Below are 17,112 nucleotides of genomic sequence, written 5' to 3' on the forward strand. Positions count from 1 at the left end.
GATACGGCCAAGCGAACAGCGTGGACCGATCCGCCGCGAGCCGTCATTGATGCGGTAACAGACTAGGACCGGAGGAGAGCCAGCATGTGCGAGACCGACAAGGGGCGTTTCATCGTCGACACCGACATGACCCGGCGCGGGCTGATGATCGGGCTGACCAGCGTCGCCGCCGCGACCGGGCTGCCGGGCCTCGCGCTCGCCGCCAATGTCACGGAAAGCGACGTCGTCGTGCCGACCCCCGACGGACAGGCCGATGCGGCGCTGTTCCATCCGGCGGGCAAGGGCAGCTGGCCGGCCGTCCTCATTTGGACCGACATCCTGGGCTTGCGTCCCGTGTTCCGCGAGATGGGCCGGCGCCTCGCCGCGCAGGGCTATGTCGTGCTCGTCCCCAATCCCTATTACCGCGCGAAGAAGGCGCCGGTCGTCTCGGGCTCGGTCGATTTCTCCGACCGCGAGGCGATGAAGCCGGTGATGGAATATCGCGCCCAGCTGACCGACGAGCGGATCGATGCGGACGCCAGGGCCTATCTCGCCTTCCTCGACGCGCAGAAGGTGACCAACCGCCGCAAGGGCGCGGGTGTCCAGGGCTATTGCATGGGCGGGCCCTTCACCTTCCGGACGGCCGCGGCGGTGCCGGGTCGGATCCGGGCGGCGGCGAGCTTCCACGGGGGCGGGCTCGTCACCGACAAGCCGAACAGCCCGCACCTCCTCGTGCCTTCGACCAACGCCGACTTCCTCGTCGCGATCGCGCAGAACGACGACAAGAAGCAGCCCGACGCAAAAGGCCAGCTCCGCGCCGCCTTCGCCAAGGCCAGGCGCCGGGCCGAGATCGAGGTCTATCCCGCCGACCACGGCTGGTGCGTCCCCGGAAGCCAGGCCTATAACGAGGCGGCGGCCGAAAAGGCCTGGACTCGGCTCTCCTCGCTCTACCGCGCGCGGCTCGCCTAGGCGGGAACGGCGGCCTTCATCGCCTCGGCCGCCTCGGTGTCGAGCTGCTGGCCGCGGCGATAGGCGTCGCGGTCGGTGCAGCGCGCGACATAGGCCTGCAATGTCGGCGAGCCGGTGATCATCCCGAAGCGCATCATGAAGCCGAGCTCGCTCGCCAGATAGAGGTCGGCCGCCGAGAAGGTGCCGGTGACATAGTCGCGGTCGCCGAGCATCCGATCGAGCGCCTCGAACACCAGCGCCTCGTTGCCGTGGCCGAACATCCGCTGCTTGTCGGCGGGCGGCTCATACTGGATCGCCTTCAGGCTGAAGGTCATCTCGAGCGGGCCGGCGGCGAAGAAGAGATAGCGATAATAGTCCGCGCGGTCGGTGAGGGCGGGGGCGAGGCCCGCGTCCGGAAAGGCGTCGGCGAGATAGGCGCAGATGGCCGCGACCTCGGTCACGACCTTGCCGTCGTGGACGATCGCCGGGATCTTCATCATCGGATTGATCGCGCGATAGGCGTCGCCCTTCAGCGTGGTCGCGTAATCGAGGATTTCGGTCCGGTAGGGCGCGCCCACCTCCTCCAGCATCCATCGGACGATCTGCCCGCGCGACTGCGGGTTGGTGTAAAAGACGAGGTCGGACATCGGCGCTTCCCCTGCACGAGTGAACAAAAAGAGAACTACGCTTCGTGAGCGGCATTCGCAAGCGGGGGTTGGGGCCGATCAGGCAGCCTTCTTCCTGGCCTCCTCGGCGGTCCAGTCGCGGAAGCGATCGACCGCGTCGGACTGCATCAGGAGCTTGCCCGCCGGGTCGATGGTGAAGGGCGTGTCAACCGCCGGAAGCGTCAGCGTCCCGCGCCCGCCGGTCATCGGGACAGTCTCGACCCGGTCGCCGACGCGCACCTCGACCGGCATCGGGAAGGGCCTGCCCCCTTGCGTGCGCCACTGCAGCTGCACCCGGTTGCCTGCCTGTGTCGTCACCAGCCGCGGGAGCCTGGCCGAGCGGATGTAGACGTCGAAGAACCACCGCAGGTCGCGGCCCGTCTCCTCGTTGACGAGACGGACATATTCCTCGGTCGTCCCGAAGCGTGTGGTGAAGTTGCCGGGGCGGGGATCGGGGCGGCCGTAGACCAGCCGCCGGGTCGCGCGGAAGAAAGGCTCGTCGCCGATCAGGTTGCGCAACGTGTGGAGCGCGTAGGCGCCCTTGTAGTAGATGTCGGTGCCCGGCCCGACCTTGCTGTCATAGACCTGCTTCTCGAGCATGTGGTGGCCGGTGGCGATCGGGAACTTGTTCTGGATCAACGCCCGCTGCTTCCACAGCCAGGCGTCGTAGGGCAGGTCACCAAGGCGGTCGCGAATGCTGAGCGCCTGCATGTAGGTGCCGAAGCCTTCGTGCAGCCACATGTCGTCCCAGTCGGCATTGGTCAGCTGGTTGCCGAACCATTCGTGCGCGAATTCGTGGTGGAACAGCCAGTCGAAGCCTTCGGCCGCCGGCTTGTAGCCATTGCCATAAGCGTTGATCGTCTGGTGCTCCATGCCGAGGTGCGGGGTCTCGACCGCCGCGACCTTTTCGCTGCCGAAGGGGTAGGGGCCGATCGTCCGCTCGTACCAGTCGAGCGTCGGTCCGAATTCGGCGAACAGCGCCTTCGCCTTGGCGTCTTCGCCCGGCAGGTAGAAATAGAAGACGGGGATGACGTTGCCGAAGCGGCTGCGATGCTCCTCGCGAAGCACCTTGTAGGGCGCGATGTTGAGCGCGATCGCGTAGTTGTTCGGATTGCTCGTGCGCCAGTTCCAGGTCGGGCGGCCGTCCGCAGCGCGGGTCAGGCCGGTGAAGCGTCCGTTCGAGGGGGCGACGAGGCCCTTGGGCACGGTGATGTGGAGGTCGACCGTGCCGACCTCGACCAGGCTGTTGTCGATGCACGGCCAGAAGAGGTCGCAGCCCTCGCCTTCGACTGCAGTCGCCACCCATGGCGCCCCGGCGGGGGTCTTCGACCAGACGAAACCGCCGTCCCACGGCGCCTTTTTCGCGACATGCGGCTGGCCGGCGTAGGCGATGCGCAACGCCAGCTTCTCGCCGGCGGCATAGGAGCGCGGGAGGGTGACGGTGAGCCGCCCTTCCGGATTGTCGAACCTGGCGTCCTTGCCGTCGGCGGTGAGCGAGGAAATAGCGAAGCGCGGATCGAGGTCGAGCTGGAGCTTGTCGATCGGCTTCAGCACGTCGAACCGCAAGGTCGCGATCCCGCCCAGCGCCTTCTTCGCCGGGTCGACATCGAAGGCGAGGTCGGCAGCGGCGAAGCGGACCGATCGCTGCTCGGCGGTCAGCGGATGACCGGTGTCGGCGGTCCATTCGCTGAGCACGTCCTCCTTGGCCCGCCCGTGCCACCACCAGGCCAGCGCGGCGACCAAGCCGGCGACAAGGAGGACGATCAGCAGGACCCGGCCGGAGCGCGGGCCCCGGCCGGCCGTGCTGCTCAACCCCGCTCGCCCGGCTTCCCGGCGGGCGCAGCGCTCGCGCCCCGGTCGCCACCGCTCGCGTCACGCGCGGCGCGGAATTCGCTGTCCTGGCTCCAGTTCGGCCAGGCGCTCGAATTGGCGAGGTCGCGCCCGACATTGTGAAGCAGCGCCGCGTCCTGCGCGAGGCCGGACAGATCCCAGCTCGGCGAATATTCGTCGTCGGGCTGGTGGTAGCGCTTGACCGTATAATCCTCGTTCAGCGCGAGGCCGCGGGCCTTGCCGCCGTTCACCAGGTCCGCTCCGCCGCGCCAGCTGATCGCGGGCACGCCGCGCTTGGCGAACGGGAAGTGATCCGAGCGGAAGAAATAGCCCGCCTCGACCTTTTCGTCGGGCGAATAGGTGCGCTTCTGCTTGGCGCCCTCGGCGACGAGCATGTCGAGCAGGCCGAGCTTGGCCGAGCCCGACATCGAGAAGTCGCGCGCCGGCCCGTAGATGGCGCCGCCGTCGGTGTTGAGGACGCCCGCCGTCTTGGAGAGCGGATAAAGCGGGTTCGAGACGTAATACTCGCTCCCCAGCAGGCCCTTTTCCTCGGCCGTCACGAACAGGAAGACGAGGCTGCGCTGGGTCCGCGGCTGCTTGGCGAACCAGCGCGCCTGCTCGAGCACGTGGGCGGTGCCCGTCGCATTGTCGAGGGCGCCATTGTAGATTTTGTCGCCATTGGCGTCGGGCAGGCCGATCCCGAGATGGTCCCAGTGCGCCGAATAGATGACCGTCTCGTCGGGCCGCCGGGTGCCGGGGAGCAGGCCCACGACATTGTAGCTGGTGATGGTCTGCGCGGCGGCATTGCCGGTGGCGCTGAGGCGGACAGGAAGCTCGACCGGCTTGAAGTCGCGGCGGCGGGCGGCGGCCTTGGCCTGCTCGAGGGTCATGCCGGCGCTCGCGAAAATCTTCGCGGCGGTGGCGCTCGACACCCAGCTTTCCATCGCCGGGTGCGATCCACCCGGGTTCTGGCGGACGACGTCGAACATGGTGTTGGTGTTCGAATTCTTGACCGTGTTCCAGCCGTAGGAGGCGGGCGCGTCCTCGTGGACGATGATGACGCCGGCGGCGCCGAGCTTGGCGGCCTGCTCATATTTGTAGGTCCAGCGGCCGTAATAGGTCATCGCCTTGCCGCCGAAGTCGGGGCCGCCATCGCCGATCGCCCCGTAGAAATCGGGGTCGTTGATGAAGACGACGAGGATCTTGCCGCGCACGTCGACGCCCTTGAAGTCGTCCCACTGCCGCTCGGGCGCCTGGACGCCATAGCCCGCGAAGACCAGCGGGGCGTTGTCGAGGCGGAGCTGGCTCGCCCCGTTCAAGGGCGCGCGGACCGCAATGTCGGTGCCCTGCGCGAGGCGGGCGCCACCGGCGGCGGTCTGGAGCGTGACGACCGGATCGGCCGACCAGCTCGACTGCAGCAGCGGCACGCGCTGGGTGTATTGCCGCTTCCCGTCGATGATCTCGCCGCCCGGCTGGACGCCCGCGGTGGTCAGCTGCTGAACGAGATAGGCGACCGTCTTGGTTTCGCCCGGGGTGGCGGGACCGCGCCCCTCATAAGCATCGCTCGACAACGTCTGGATGTCCTGCGCCACGCGCTGCGTAGAGAAGCTCTGTGCGGCGAGCGGGCCGGCGGCGAGGGCGGTGGCGGCGAGAAACAGCGAGGGTCGGATCACAAGCGCACTCCAAATATGGGGTGGAGGAGATTCTCAAGCCCGCGGTTCATGCAGCGCATGGGGGCGGGTGAAAAGGGCTTTGTCGCGCATCGCCGGAAAGCCGGGCGTCCGTTCGCTAGTGCAACGAAATTGGTCTGCTATAGGTTGGACAAGCCGACTCGCGGCCGCCGCCATCCGACGACGACCCTGTTCGAGAGCTTTCACCAGGCACAGGTTCGCAAGCAGTCCCCATGAACGACATGACCGACGCCGGCACGACCGGCCATTCCGCCGACGCCCACGCGCCGCGCGGCTCGACCCCCTTGCTGACGTTGGGCGCGCTCGGCGTCGTGTTCGGCGACATCGGCACCTCGCCGCTCTACGCGCTCAAGGAGAGCTTCATCGGGCACCACCCGATGCCGGTCACCGAACTCCGCGTGCTCGGCGTTCTGAGCGTCATCTTCTGGACGTTCATGATCGTGGTGACGCTCAAATATGTCGTCGTCATGCTGCGCGCCGACAACAAGGGCGAGGGCGGGAGCCTGGCGCTGCTCGCGCTGCTGTCGCGGCATGGCGACCGCAAGCGCTTGACCGCGGGGCTGACCATGCTCGGCGTGTTCGCGACCGCCTTGTTCTTCGGCGACGCGATCATCACCCCGGCCATTTCGGTGCTGTCGGCGGTCGAGGGTGTCGGCACGATCAACGCCGACTTCACGCCCTACGCAATGCCCGTTGCCCTTGTGATCATCGTCGGGCTGTTCGCGGTGCAACGCTTCGGCACCGCCCGCGTCGGCGCGGTCTTCGGGCCGATCATGCTCGGCTATTTCGTCATCCTCGCCGGCCTCGGGGCGATGGCGGTCGCGGACCGGCCCGACGTCATCCGCGCCCTGTCGCCGGTCTGGGCGCTGCGCTTCGTCCTCGACGATCCGCACCTCGCGTTCCTTGCTCTAGGCTCGATCGTCCTGTCGGTCACCGGCGCCGAGGCGCTTTACGCCGACCTTGGCCATTATGGCGCCAAGCCGATCCGCTTCGCCTGGCTGCTGTTCGCCTTCCCGGCGCTGATGATCAATTATCTCGGCCAGGGCGCGCTGCTGCTCGAGCAGCCGAACGCCATCGCCAATCCCTTCTACCTCCTCGCCAGCGAGGCGTGGCGCCTGCCGCTCATCGTGCTCGCGGTCGTCGCCACGATCATCGCCAGCCAGGCAGTCATCACCGGCGCCTTCAGCGTAGTGCGTCAGGCAGTGCAACTTGGCCTCGTGCCGCGGCTCACCATCCGCCACACCAGCCGGATCGCCGAGGGGCAGATCTACGTGCCGCTGATCAACTGGCTGCTGTGCGTGTCGGTGGTCGTGCTGGTCGTCGTCTTCGGCAACAGCTCGAACCTCGCCAGCGCCTATGGCATCGCGGTGACCGGCACGATGGCGATCACCACGCTGATGCTCGCGGTGCTGGTCACCCAATATTGGAACTGGCCGCGGTGGCTGTCGTGGCCGCTGATCGCGCTGCTTGGCCTCGTCGACCTCACCTATTTCGCATCGAACCTGACCAAGTTCTTCGACGGGGGCTGGTTCCCGGTCGTGATCGCGCTGATCAGCTTCACCCTGCTCACCACCTGGGCCAAGGGCCGCGAGCTCGTCCATGTCGAATTGAAGGGCGGGGCGATGCCGATCGAGGTGTTCGTCAAGTCGGTCAGCCAGGGCGTCCACCGGATCCGCGGCACCGCGGTCTACCTGACCAGCGCAGCGGTCGGCATTCCGCCGGCCTTGCTCCACAACCTCAAGCACAACCAGGTGCTCCACGAGCGCGTGCTGCTGACCACGGTCAAGGTACTGAACGTCCCCTATGTCCGCGACGAGGACCGGGTCAGCGTCGAGGCGCTCGGCGGTGGATTGAACCGGGTGGTCATCCGCTACGGATTTTCGGAAGACCCGGACATCCCCGCCGCGCTCGCCGCAGCGCGCGACGAGGTCGGCGTGTGCGATGCCATGACCACCAGCTACTTCCTTTCTCGTCAGACCGTCATCGCCGGCAGCAAGCCCGGCATGGCGCGGTGGCGCGAGCGGCTGTTCGCCTGGATGGTCCGCAATTCGGCGACCGCGATGGACTTCTTCAAGCTGCCGCCCAACCGCGTGGTCGAGCTCGGCAGCCAAATCACCATCTAGGCCTTTGGTCCGGTAGCGGAACGAAGCGCGGGGTTCGTTGCTTGCACGGGGGATGTTCGCGTTTCTCCGTCGCCCGCCCACCCCCGCGGGCACCAGCCCGCTGCGGATCCAGCTCACTTACTGGTGGCGACACCGCCGGCTCGCCCGGCTGACCGATCCCAGGCTGCTGACCGAGTGGATCCAGCACCGCAAGCTCAACGACCGCGATCCGCGCCTCCCGATCCTCGCCGACAAGCTCCGGGTGAAGCCGTGGGTCGCGCAAATGCTCGGGACCGAATGGGTGACGCCGACCCTGTGGCAGGGGCGGAAACTTCCCGCCGAGCCTGTCTGGCCGATGCCGTTCGTCGTCAAGGCGCGCCACGGCTGCAACCAGACGGTCGTGGTGCGCACGGCCGATGATTATCGCCGGGTGCTGGGTCTCGCCGACGGGTGGCTCGGGACGAGCTATGGCGAGTGGCTCGACGAATGGCTCTACGGACAGATCGAGCCGGGGCTGCTGGTCGAACCTTATATCGGTGAGGGCGAGCTTTTGCCGATCGACTACAAGGTCTTCGTCTTCGGCGGCGAAGCGCGGTTCGTCCAGGTCCACCTCGGCCGCGGCGGCAACCATCGCTGGATCGTGTTCGATCGCCAGTGGCGCCGGGTGTCGCCGGCCACCGCCGATCCCGATCCGGCGCGGCCGGCCTCGCTCCCCGCCATGCTGGCTGCGGCCGAGACGCTGGGCGAGGACTTCAGTTTCGTTCGCGCCGACTTCTACGAGATCGCCGGCAGCGCCCGCTTCGGCGAAATGACCTTCTATCCGGGGAGCGGCCTCGAGCCCGTCGAGCCGCCGGGCCTCAACGCCGCCATGGGCGCCCTCTGGGCGGCGGCGGTCGCGCTCGAGCCGCTCCGGTCGGTCATCCTCGCCGCTTGACCCACTGCCATTCCCGGCTGTATTGCTGTTGCAACACAGTGGGAGTGAGGCAAGTGAAGCAGGCTTTGTTGATCGTCGCGACGCTCGGTCTGTCGGCGTGCGACGTCGATTTCGACACCGACAATGCGAGCAAGTCCGAGAAGGTCGCGATCGAGGGCAAGGGCGACGGGCAGGTCAAGTTCGACCTCCCCTTCGCCAAGGGCAACATCAAGCTTCCCGAAGGCATGATGAAGGACGCCAATTTCGACATCGACGGGGTCAAGATGTACCCCGACGCGAAGATCGACGGCTTCAGCATCGACGCCGGCACGGGCAAGGACGCCAAGGTCAATTTCGCCTTCAACGCGCCGGCCACGCCCGACGCGGTGCGGGGCTATTTCCTCGAGCAGTTCAAGGCCAAGGGCGTCGATGCCCGCGCCACCGCGCAGGGGCTCGAGGGCACGAGCAAGGACGGGGACACCTTCGCCATGGCCTTCGTCCCGCAGGGGAGCGGCACGAAGGGCAGCATCGTCCTTCAGGACAAGGCCAGGAACTAGAACGGAAAGAAGAACGGGATGACCGCGCAGGCCGTTGCCGCGGTGACGAGGTTGAGCGGCATCCCGAGCTTCACGAAGTCGAGATAGCGGTAGCGGCCGAGCTGGTAGACCAAAGCGTTGGTCTGGTAGCCGAACGGGGTCGCGAAGGCGGCGCTGGCGGCGAGCATGGTCGCGACGAGGAAGGGGCGGGGGCTGACCGACAGCGCCTCGCCCATCGACACGGCGATCGGCGTGAACAGCACCGCGACCGTGGCGTTCGACAGGATCTCGGTCAGGAACAGCACCGCGACGTAGAGCAACGCCAGCGCCGCGAGCGGGGGCAGGCCATCGACGCTGCCGATCAGCGCGGTCGCGATGGTCTCGGCGACGCCCGAGGTGCGCAGCGCGATGCCCAGCACGAGCATTCCCGCGATCAGCATGAGGACGTCGGGGCGAAGGCCCGAATAGGCCTCGTCGGCGGTCAGCACGCGCAGCAGGATAAGGAGGATCGCCCCGGCAAAGGCGCAGGCGGCGATGGGCGCGACCCCGATGGCCGCGGCGGCGATCACCCCGGCGAATACCGCGAGCGAGACCAAGGCCCGGACCGGCTGCAACGGCCGCTCCTCGGCAAAGGCGGAAGCGTCGCCGGGGAGGCCGCCCGCGGCATTGGTCGCGCCGATCGTGGGCGGGGCCGGCACCACGGCCGCTTCGCTCTTGTCGATCAGCCGGCCGCTGAACAGGAAGAGGTAGAGCCCGCCGACCAGCGCCACCGCGACGCCCACCGGCGTGATCTCGAAGATCGAGAATTTCACCTGCCCCGCCGCGCCCGCGACGTCATTGACGAGGAGGTTGGTCGAGGTGCCGATCAGCGTGCAGCCCCCGCCAAGGATGGTCGCGTAGGACAGGGGAATGAGGAACGGTTTGGCCGAGATCCCCATCCGCTCGGCAGTGTCCTTGATGACCGGCGCGAGCAGCACGACGATCGGCGTGTTGTTGAGGATCGAGGACGCCGCGCCGCCAACCGCGATCAGGAGCCACAGGCCGGCCTTGCCGATCCGCTGGCACAGCGCAACGAGCGCGCGGATCCCGGCGTCGAGGAGGCCCGCGCGCTCCATCGCGTAGGCGATGACGAACAGCGAGGCGAGGGTGATGACCGCCGGGCTCGCGAACGCGCTCTGGACCTGGATCGGGCGGACGACGCCGGTCATCAGGAGTACCGCCGCCCCCGATAGCGCGATGACGTCGGAGCGGCCCTTGTCGAGGATCAGCGCGACGACCACCGCGACCAGCACGGCGAGCGTGATCACCTGCGGGGTCAGGAGGTGGGTCAGTTCGGCCAAGGATCGATGGCCGGACACCGGCAACGCGCATTGTTCATCGGCAGACAAACGAAACAGGGCGCGGAAGGTCCCTTCCGCGCCCTGCTCGGTTCGTTGATGAAGGCCGGCCTTACTCGGCCGTCGGTGCCTCCGGGGCCTCGCTCGGCTTGTCCTCGGTCGGCTTGGCCTTGCGGGGCCTTGCCCCCTTGGGCTTGACCGCCTTGGACGGCGCGGCGGGCGTGATCTCGAACACCGGCTGGTTGTCCTTCAGCCGAACCTTGACCTCGCCGCCGTGCACCAGCTTGCCGAAAAGCAGTTCTTCCGCGAGCGGCTGCTTGATCTTCTCCTGCACGAGTCGACCCATCGGGCGGGCACCGTAGAGCTTGTCATAGCCCTTGGCGGTGAGCCACTCGCGCGCCTCGTCGTCGAGCTCGATGTGGACGCCGCGGTCCGCCAGCTGAAGCTCGAGCTGGAGGATGAACTTGTCCACCACCCGGGCCACCACCGCGGGCGGCAGGTAGCCGAACGGCACCACCGCATCGAGGCGGTTGCGGAACTCGGGCGTGAACATCTTGCGGATCGCGTCTTCCTGCACGTCCTCGCGGCTCATCGCCCCGAAGCCGATGCTCTCCCGCGCCATGTCCGACGCACCGGCATTGGTGGTCATGATGAGGATGGTGTTGCGGAAGTCGACGGTCTTGCCGTGGTGGTCGGTGAGCTTGCCGTTGTCCATCACCTGCAGGAGGATGTTGAACAGGTCCGGGTGCGCCTTCTCGATCTCGTCGAGGAGGAGCACGCTGTGCGGCTGCTGGTCGACCGCGTCGGTCAGGAGACCGCCCTGGTCATAGCCGACATAGCCCGGGGGCGCGCCGATCAGGCGGCTGACCGAGTGGCGCTCCATATATTCGCTCATGTCGAAACGCTGGAGCGGGATGCCGAGGATCGAGGCGAGCTGGCGCGCGACCTCAGTCTTGCCGACGCCGGTGGGCCCCGAGAAGAGATAGTTGCCGATCGGCTTGTCGGGATCGCGCAGACCCGCCCGGCTGAGCTTGATGGCCGAGGCCAGCCGCTCGACCGCGAGGTCCTGCCCGAACACGACCCGCTTTAGGTCCGCCTCGAGATGCTGAAGCGTCTTCTTGTCGTCGGTCGACACGCTCTTCGGCGGGATCCGCGCCATGGTCGCGACGACCTGCTCGACCTCCTTGGGCGTGATCACCTTCTTCCGCTTGGACGGCGGCACGAGCATCTGCATCGCGCCCACCTCGTCGATCACGTCGATCGCCTTGTCGGGCAGCTTGCGGTCATGGATGTAGCGCGCCGACAGCTCCACCGCCGACTTGATGGCGTCGGGGGTGTAGCGGACCTTGTGATGCTCCTCGAAGGAGGAGCGCAGGCCGGCGATGATCTTGACCGTGTCCTCGACCGTCGGCTCGTTGACGTCGATCTTCTGGAAGCGCCGGAGCAGCGCCCGGTCCTTCTCGAAGTGGTTGCGGAATTCCTTGTAGGTGGTCGAGCCGATGCAGCGGATCGCGCCGCTCGACAGCGCGGGCTTGAGGAGGTTGGACGCATCCATCGCCCCGCCGCTGGTCGCGCCGGCGCCGATCACCGTGTGGATCTCGTCGATGAAGAGGATCGCGTCGGGGAGCTTCTCGAGCTCGGATACGACCGACTTCAGGCGCTCCTCGAAGTCGCCGCGATAACGGGTGCCGGCGAGCAGCGCGCCCATGTCGAGCGAGTAGATCACCGCGGGCTTGAGCACGTCGGGCACGTCGCCCTCGACGATCTTGCGCGCGAGCCCTTCGGCGATGGCGGTCTTGCCGACGCCCGGATCGCCTACATAGAGCGGGTTGTTCTTCGAGCGGCGGCAGAGGATCTGCACCGTCCGGTCGACCTCGGCCATGCGCCCGATCAGCGGATCGACCTTGCCGATCTTGGCCTTCTCGTTGAGGTCGACGGTGAACTGCTTGAGCGCGCTTTCCTTCTTGTCGGCGCTGGACTTGTCGGACTTGGTCTCCTCCGCGCCCGTGCCCGTAGGCGGGGTCGCGCCTTCGCCGCTTTCGCCCTTGCCGACGCCGTGGCTGATGTATGTGACCGCATCCAGCCGGCTCATGTCCTGCTGCTGCAGGAAATAGACCGCGTAGCTCTCGCGCTCGGAGAAGAGGGCGACGAGCACGTTCGCGCCCGTCACCTCGTCGCGACCCGAGGACTGGACGTGGAGGATCGCGCGCTGGACGACGCGCTGGAAGCCGCTGGTGGGCGTCGGATCGGTACCGCTGTCGGCGACGAGCGCGCCGAGCTCGCCGTCGAGATACTGCTTGACGGTGGCCTTCAATTCATCGCGGTTGACGCCGCAGGCGGTCATCACCTTCGAGGCATGGCCATCGTCGATCAGCGCCATGAGCAGGTGCTCGAGCGTCGCATATTCGTGACGGCGGCGGCTCGCCTCTCCCAGGGCATTGTGGAGGGTTTGTTCGAGCTCGCGGGCGAAACTGGGCATTCGGGGACTCCTGATCCGGGAGCGACACGCACCCGGCGTTCTTAACTTCTTATCTCGTGCGGCGTTGCGGCCTTCACAAGGGCGGCCAAAAGCAGAGGGCGAAATCTATCGCTTGAAGAGGGCATCGGCGGCGGAGCGGTGCTTGGCGACCGCAAGGGCGTGCGCCCGGACCCGGGCGATCTCGGCCTCGAGCGCGGCGATCCGCTCCTCGAGTTCATGCGCGCTCAGCGGATCGAGGTCCTGCCGGGCCAGCAGGACCAGCGGGTCCTCGGGGCGTGACGAGAAGAATTCGTCGTCCATGCGGCAAAGGTCGGCTCGCCCATCCAACAAGTCAACGGGCCTCGGGGCCATCATCCCCAACTTTTCGCTTTGCCGTGCCTGCGGAGCGGTTAAGGCATGGGCGAGAAGTAGCTCGCGGAGACGGATACGGATGCAAGTGCCTGACGTCATGACGGCAATCGAGATCAGTACGCCGGGCGGTCCCGACGTTCTCGTTCCGGGCAAGAGACCGGTGCCGCAGCCGGGCCCGGGCGAACTTCTGGTCAAGGTGGCGGCGGCGGGCGTCAACCGTCCCGACGTCCTCCAGCGCCGCGGCGCCTATCCGCCCCCGCCGGGCGCCTCGGACCTCCCCGGTCTCGAGGTCGCGGGCGAGGTCGTGGCGGCGGGGCAGGGGGCGACCCACCTCATCGGCACCAACGTCTGCGCGCTGGTCGCGGGCGGGGGCTACGCCGAATATGCGATTGCGCCCGCGGGGACGTCGCTCCCCGTGCCCGAAGGCCTGTCGATGGCCGAGGCGGCGGCGCTTCCCGAGACGCTCTTCACCGTCTGGATCAACCTGTTCGAACGCGGCTTCGCGACCGAGGGCGAGTGGGCACTGATCCACGGCGGCACCAGCGGCATCGGCACCATGGCGATCAGCCTGTGCAAATTGTTCGGGGTGAAGGCGGTCGTCACCTGCGGCGGCGACGACAAATGCGCCGCCGCCCTCAAGCTCGGCGCGGCCGCGGCGATCAACTACAAGACCCGCGACTTCGTCAACGAGGTCAGGCAACTGACCGGCGGCGCGGGCGTGAATGTTGTCCTCGACATGGTCGGCGGAGATTACATCGCCCGCAACCTCGCGGTCCTCGCCGACGACGGCCGCCACGTCTCGATCGCGACCCAGCGCGGCGTGACGGCGGAAGTGAGCTTCCTCGACATCATGCGGCGGCGGCTGACGCTCACCGGCTCGACGCTCCGGCCGCGCACGCTCGCCTTCAAGACGCTCGTCGCCGAGGAATTGCGCGCGACCGTCTGGCCGTTTGTCGAGAGCGGCCAGCTCCGCCCCGTCATGGACCGGACCTTTCCGCTGCGCGAGGCGAGCGCCGCCCACGCCCGGATGGAAGGCGGCGACCATGTCGGCAAGATCGTCCTGACGGTCTGACCCGACGAGGGCGGTTGCGCTTCGCCGCCCTCGCGGTTATCTCGGTGCAATGCTCGGCCGCTCCGTAAAGGGGCGGCCCTTTTTGTGTCCGGAGACGACAGACCATGGCCCAAGTTCAGCCGCAGGCGACCCCGCTCATGCCCCATGCGACCGCCGCATGGCTGGTCGACAACACCGGCCTGACCTTCGAGCAGATCGCCGAATTCTGCGGCCTTCACATCCTCGAGGTGCAGGCGATCGCCGACGACACCGCGGCGACCAAGCTGACCGGCCGCGACCCGCTCCGCTCGGGCGAGCTCACCCACGAGGAGATCGAGCGCGGCCAGGCCGATCCCAATTACACGCTCAAGATGTTCAAGGCGCCCGAGCAGGTCACCCGCACCAAGGGCCCGCGCTACACCCCGGTCTCGAAGCGGCAGGACAAGCCCGACGGCATCGCGTGGATCATCAAGAATCACCCGGAAGTGTCTGACGGCGCGATCGGAAAGCTGATCGGCACGACCCGCACGACGATCGCCGCGATCCGCGATCGCAGCCACTGGAACATCGCCAACATCCAGCCCAAGGATCCGGTCACGCTCGGGCTCACCAGCCAGCGCGAGCTCGATGCCGCGGTCGCCAAGGCGCAGAAGGCAGCGGGGATCGAGCAGGTCGACGACGGCCGCCTCGACACCGATCGTGCCAGCCTGATCGAGCAGCTCCGCGCCGAGCGCGAGCAGCATGCCCGCGACGCTGAAGCCGCCGCCATCGACGCCCAGCGCGACGAGCATGGCCTTGCACCCGGCGAGATCATGCCCGGCGTCCAGGACCCGTTCCGCAAGGTCTCGGAATAACGCCCTTCGACTGCGCGCCTTCGGCGCTCCGCTCAGGACGAACGATGGTTTGTTCGTTCGTCCTGAGCGAAGTCGAAGGACGCTCGCGCTTGCTTCTCCTCCAAGCCGAGCTAATCCCTAGCCATGGCCTCCGCCCCCGAAACCCTCTCCTTCGAAGCCGCGCTTGCCCGGCTCGAGGAAATCGTCCGCCAGCTCGAACGCGGTGAAGCGCCGCTCGACCAGTCGATCGACCTCTATCAGGAAGGCGATCGCCTGAAGCGCCTGTGCGAAGAACGGCTGAAGTCGGCGCAGGCGCGGATCGACGCCATCGCCCTCGGTCCCGACGGCAAACCCGCCGGCATCCGGCCGTTCGACGCCGACTGATGGCGACCCTCGCCGACCCCGTCGACCTTCTCGGCGAAGCCAGGCGCATCGCCGCTGGCGTCGACCGCCTGTTCGAGGGTGCGCTCGCCGACCGCTGCGACGGCCGCGACCGCCTGTGCGCCGCGATGCGTCATGCGGGAATCGGCGGCGGCAAGCGGCTGCGTCCGCTGATCACCGTCGCCGCCGCGCGCCTGTTCGCGCTCGACGAGGAGCGCGCCCTTCGCGCCGGCGCGGCGATCGAGGCGATCCACGTCTACAGCCTCATCCACGACGACCTGCCGTGCATGGACGACGATGACCTCAGGCGGGGCAAGCCGACGGTCCACAAGGCTTTCGACGAGGCGACCGCAGTGCTCGCCGGCGACTGCTATCATGCGCTCGCCTTCGAACTGCTCGCCGACGAGCGCACCCACGAGGATCCGTTCGTCCGCTCCGAGCTCGTCCTCGAACTCGCCAGGGCGAGCGGGATCGACGGCATGGGCGGCGGCCAGGCGATGGACCTCGCGGCCGAGGGCGAAACGCTCGATCTCGGCGCCATCACCCGCCTGCAGCAATTGAAGACGGGCGCGCTGATCGAATATGCGGTCGAAGCGGCAGTCATCATGGGCCGTGTCGCTCCCGAAGGCCGCGCGCCCTATCGCGGCTACGCCCGCAACGTCGGCCTCGCCTTCCAGATCGCCGACGACCTGCTCGACCATGAGGGCGACGAGGAAGCCGCCGGCAAGAAGCTCCAGAAGGACGCGGAGATGGGCAAGGCGACCTTCGTCTCGCTCCTCGGCGCCGATCGCGCGCGCCAGCAGGCGCAGATGCTGGTCGACCAGGCGATCGAGCACCTCCACGCCCACGGGGAAGAAGCCGACCTCCTCCGCGCCATCGCCCGCTACGCCGTGGAGCGCGACCGGTGACCGCCCGCACCGCCGTCTATCCCGGCACCTTCGACCCGATCACGCTCGGGCACCTCGACATCATCCGGCGCGGGAGCCGGCTCGCCGACCGGCTGGTGATCGGGGTCACCACCAACCCCTCCAAGACGCCGCTCTTCTCGACTGAGGAGCGGATCGCAGCGGTCCGGCGCGAGACCGCCGACATCGCCAACATCGAGGTGGTCGGCTTCGACGCGCTGCTGATGGACTTTGCCGAAAGCCAGGGCGCCTCGATGATCCTGCGCGGCCTGCGCGCGGTCGCCGACTTCGAATACGAATATCAGATGGCGGGCATGAACCAGCAGCTCAATGACCGGATCGAGACGGTCTTCCTGATGGCCGACGTCTGCCTCCAGCCGATCGCGTCAAGGCTGGTGAAAGAAATCGCCCGCTACGGCGGCGCCATCGACAAATTCGTCACCCCTGCGGTCGCCGCCGACGTTGCGGCGCGCCTGGGGCATGAGGGGAAGTTATGAAGCTCAAGTTCGCCCTGCCGATCCTGGCCCTGCTGGCCGCGCCGGCCCCGGTCCTCGCCGCCAAGAAGCAGCCGGTCGGCCCGCCCGCGACCGCCGACCTGCCGATCAACGCGCCCGCCGCGGTGGTCGCCGACAAGTCGAACCAGCTGATCCTCGACCTGTCGAGCGGCGGCCAGGTCGTCATCCAAATGCGCCCCGATGCCGCCCCCAAGATGGTCGAGCGGATCAAGACGCTGACCCGCCAGGGCTTCTACAACGGGCTCGCCTTTCACCGCGTGATCCCGGGCTTCATGGCGCAGGGCGGCGATCCCAAGGGCGACGGCACCGGCGGCTCGCCACTGGCCGACGTGCCGGCCGAGTTCAACAGCCTGCCGCACCTGCGTGGGAGCGTCGCGGCCGCCCGCGCAACCGATCCCAACAGCGCCAACAGCCAGTTCTACATCATGTTCGCGCCGCGCGTGAGCCTCGACAACAAGTACACCGTCTTCGGCCGCGTGATCAGCGGCATGCCCAACGTCGACAAGATCGCGCCGGGCGAGCCGCCCGAAGCGCCGACCAAGATCGTTCGGGCGACCCTGGGGGGCTGACCCTTCCCTGGCGGGACGGAGCGGGAT

The 17,112-nt window shown here is 67.8% G+C and carries 16 protein-coding genes; 10 read left to right on the forward strand and 6 right to left on the reverse strand.

Translation table 11 applies throughout. From position 1 onward, the window contains the following. Window positions 1–84: 84 nt before the first annotated feature. Window positions 85–948 (forward strand): dienelactone hydrolase family protein, encoded by an 864-nt coding sequence (locus tag ABD693_RS10540; protein ID WP_344697020.1) that lies wholly within the window; start codon window positions 85–87, stop codon window positions 946–948. Here ABD693_RS10540 and ABD693_RS10545 read toward each other — a convergent pair. The 3 genes from ABD693_RS10545 to ABD693_RS10555 all read right to left on the reverse strand — a co-directional run bounded on the left by ABD693_RS10545 (window position 945) and on the right by ABD693_RS10555 (window position 5,095). Next, on the reverse strand, window positions 945–1,574 hold the full coding sequence (locus ABD693_RS10545; protein ID WP_344697021.1) for a glutathione S-transferase family protein: 630 nt from the start codon (window positions 1,572–1,574) through the stop codon (window positions 945–947). The genes ABD693_RS10540 and ABD693_RS10545 overlap by 4 nt on opposite strands. A gap of 78 nt (window positions 1,575–1,652) precedes the next feature. Further along, on the reverse strand, window positions 1,653–3,404 hold the full coding sequence (locus ABD693_RS10550) for a M1 family metallopeptidase (RefSeq protein ID WP_344697022.1): 1,752 nt from the start codon (window positions 3,402–3,404) through the stop codon (window positions 1,653–1,655). Beyond that, window positions 3,401–5,095 carry a M28 family metallopeptidase gene (locus tag ABD693_RS10555; protein ID WP_344697023.1) on the reverse strand — a complete coding sequence of 565 codons (1,695 nt, stop codon included), beginning with the start codon at window positions 5,093–5,095 and terminating at the stop codon, window positions 3,401–3,403. Before ABD693_RS10555 ends, ABD693_RS10550 begins: the two co-directional genes overlap by 4 nt. A 239-nt stretch (window positions 5,096–5,334) precedes the next feature. Here ABD693_RS10555 and ABD693_RS10560 point away from each other — a divergent pair, with 239 nt between their 5' ends. The 3 genes from ABD693_RS10560 to ABD693_RS10570 are packed head-to-tail and all read left to right on the forward strand — an operon-like array spanning window position 5,335 to window position 8,685. Then, a complete protein-coding gene (locus ABD693_RS10560) occupies window positions 5,335–7,236 on the forward strand; it encodes a potassium transporter Kup (protein WP_425567296.1) in 1,902 nt (633 codons plus the stop codon). A 52-nt stretch (window positions 7,237–7,288) separates the two neighbouring features. Beyond that, window positions 7,289–8,149, forward strand: a complete 861-nt coding sequence (locus ABD693_RS10565; RefSeq protein ID WP_344697025.1) for an ATP-grasp fold amidoligase family protein — start codon at window positions 7,289–7,291, stop codon at window positions 8,147–8,149. Between the two features lie 53 nt (window positions 8,150–8,202). Continuing rightward, window positions 8,203–8,685 carry a hypothetical protein gene (locus ABD693_RS10570; RefSeq protein ID WP_344697027.1) on the forward strand — a complete coding sequence of 161 codons (483 nt, stop codon included), beginning with the start codon at window positions 8,203–8,205 and terminating at the stop codon, window positions 8,683–8,685. On the opposite strand, the gene ABD693_RS10575 is transcribed toward ABD693_RS10570, so the two are convergent. The 3 genes from ABD693_RS10575 to ABD693_RS10585 form a co-directional block, all read right to left on the reverse strand. Then, on the reverse strand, window positions 8,682–10,004 hold the full coding sequence (locus ABD693_RS10575; RefSeq protein ID WP_344697028.1) for an SLC13 family permease: 1,323 nt from the start codon (window positions 10,002–10,004) through the stop codon (window positions 8,682–8,684). The genes ABD693_RS10570 and ABD693_RS10575 overlap by 4 nt on opposite strands. Window positions 10,005–10,113: 109 nt before the next feature. After that, window positions 10,114–12,480, reverse strand: coding sequence for an ATP-dependent Clp protease ATP-binding subunit ClpA (gene clpA, locus ABD693_RS10580; protein WP_344697029.1), 2,367 nt, complete (start codon window positions 12,478–12,480; stop codon window positions 10,114–10,116). A 105-nt stretch (window positions 12,481–12,585) separates the two neighbouring features. Beyond that, complete coding sequence (locus tag ABD693_RS10585) at window positions 12,586–12,780, reverse strand: DUF1192 domain-containing protein (RefSeq protein WP_344697030.1); 195 nt, start codon at window positions 12,778–12,780, stop codon at window positions 12,586–12,588. A gap of 148 nt (window positions 12,781–12,928) precedes the next feature. On the opposite strand from ABD693_RS10585, the gene ABD693_RS10590 reads away from it, so the two are divergent. The 6 genes from ABD693_RS10590 to ABD693_RS10615 all read left to right on the forward strand — a co-directional run bounded on the left by ABD693_RS10590 (window position 12,929) and on the right by ABD693_RS10615 (window position 17,085). Further along, window positions 12,929–13,903, forward strand: a complete 975-nt coding sequence (locus tag ABD693_RS10590; RefSeq protein ID WP_344697031.1) for an NAD(P)H-quinone oxidoreductase — start codon at window positions 12,929–12,931, stop codon at window positions 13,901–13,903. 137 nt (window positions 13,904–14,040) lie between these two features. Then, a complete protein-coding gene (locus ABD693_RS10595) occupies window positions 14,041–14,736 on the forward strand; it encodes a cell cycle transcriptional regulator TrcR (protein WP_344697618.1) in 696 nt (231 codons plus the stop codon). 123 nt (window positions 14,737–14,859) lie between these two features. Then, on the forward strand, window positions 14,860–15,099 hold the full coding sequence (locus ABD693_RS10600; protein WP_344697032.1) for an exodeoxyribonuclease VII small subunit: 240 nt from the start codon (window positions 14,860–14,862) through the stop codon (window positions 15,097–15,099). Then, window positions 15,099–16,004: a polyprenyl synthetase family protein gene (locus tag ABD693_RS10605; protein WP_344697033.1), complete on the forward strand. Its 906-nt coding sequence runs from the start codon at window positions 15,099–15,101 to the stop codon at window positions 16,002–16,004. The genes ABD693_RS10600 and ABD693_RS10605 overlap by 1 nt, the downstream gene beginning before the upstream one ends. Then, complete coding sequence (gene coaD / locus ABD693_RS10610) at window positions 16,001–16,498, forward strand: pantetheine-phosphate adenylyltransferase (protein ID WP_344697034.1); 498 nt, start codon at window positions 16,001–16,003, stop codon at window positions 16,496–16,498. The genes ABD693_RS10605 and coaD overlap by 4 nt, the downstream gene beginning before the upstream one ends. After that, entirely contained in the window at window positions 16,495–17,085 is a 591-nt protein-coding gene (locus ABD693_RS10615) for a peptidylprolyl isomerase (protein WP_344697035.1), read from the forward strand. The genes coaD and ABD693_RS10615 overlap by 4 nt, the downstream gene beginning before the upstream one ends. Window positions 17,086–17,112: the final 27 nt, after the last annotated feature.

This window comes from Sphingomonas rosea (genome assembly GCF_039538065.1).
In the GTDB taxonomy this organism is placed as follows: Bacteria; Pseudomonadota; Alphaproteobacteria; order Sphingomonadales; family Sphingomonadaceae; genus Sphingomicrobium; species Sphingomicrobium rosea.

What these genes read in the sequence shown, in the direction of transcription:
- ABD693_RS10540 (WP_344697020.1), top strand. Translation starts at nt 85, where the DNA reads ATGTGCGAGACCGACAAGGGGCGTTTCATCGTCGACACCGACATGACC.
- ABD693_RS10545 (WP_344697021.1), bottom strand. Translation starts at nt 1,574, where the DNA reads ATGTCCGACCTCGTCTTTTACACCAACCCGCAGTCGCGCGGGCAGATC.
- ABD693_RS10560 (WP_425567296.1), top strand. Translation starts at nt 5,335, where the DNA reads ATGACCGACGCCGGCACGACCGGCCATTCCGCCGACGCCCACGCGCCG.
- ABD693_RS10565 (WP_344697025.1), top strand. Translation starts at nt 7,289, where the DNA reads ATGTTCGCGTTTCTCCGTCGCCCGCCCACCCCCGCGGGCACCAGCCCG.
- clpA (WP_344697029.1), bottom strand. Translation starts at nt 12,480, where the DNA reads ATGCCCAGTTTCGCCCGCGAGCTCGAACAAACCCTCCACAATGCCCTG.
- ABD693_RS10585 (WP_344697030.1), bottom strand. Translation starts at nt 12,780, where the DNA reads ATGGACGACGAATTCTTCTCGTCACGCCCCGAGGACCCGCTGGTCCTG.
- ABD693_RS10590 (WP_344697031.1), top strand. Translation starts at nt 12,929, where the DNA reads ATGACGGCAATCGAGATCAGTACGCCGGGCGGTCCCGACGTTCTCGTT.
- ABD693_RS10595 (WP_344697618.1), top strand. Translation starts at nt 14,041, where the DNA reads ATGCCCCATGCGACCGCCGCATGGCTGGTCGACAACACCGGCCTGACC.
- ABD693_RS10600 (WP_344697032.1), top strand. Translation starts at nt 14,860, where the DNA reads ATGGCCTCCGCCCCCGAAACCCTCTCCTTCGAAGCCGCGCTTGCCCGG.
- ABD693_RS10605 (WP_344697033.1), top strand. Translation starts at nt 15,099, where the DNA reads ATGGCGACCCTCGCCGACCCCGTCGACCTTCTCGGCGAAGCCAGGCGC.
- ABD693_RS10615 (WP_344697035.1), top strand. Translation starts at nt 16,495, where the DNA reads ATGAAGCTCAAGTTCGCCCTGCCGATCCTGGCCCTGCTGGCCGCGCCG.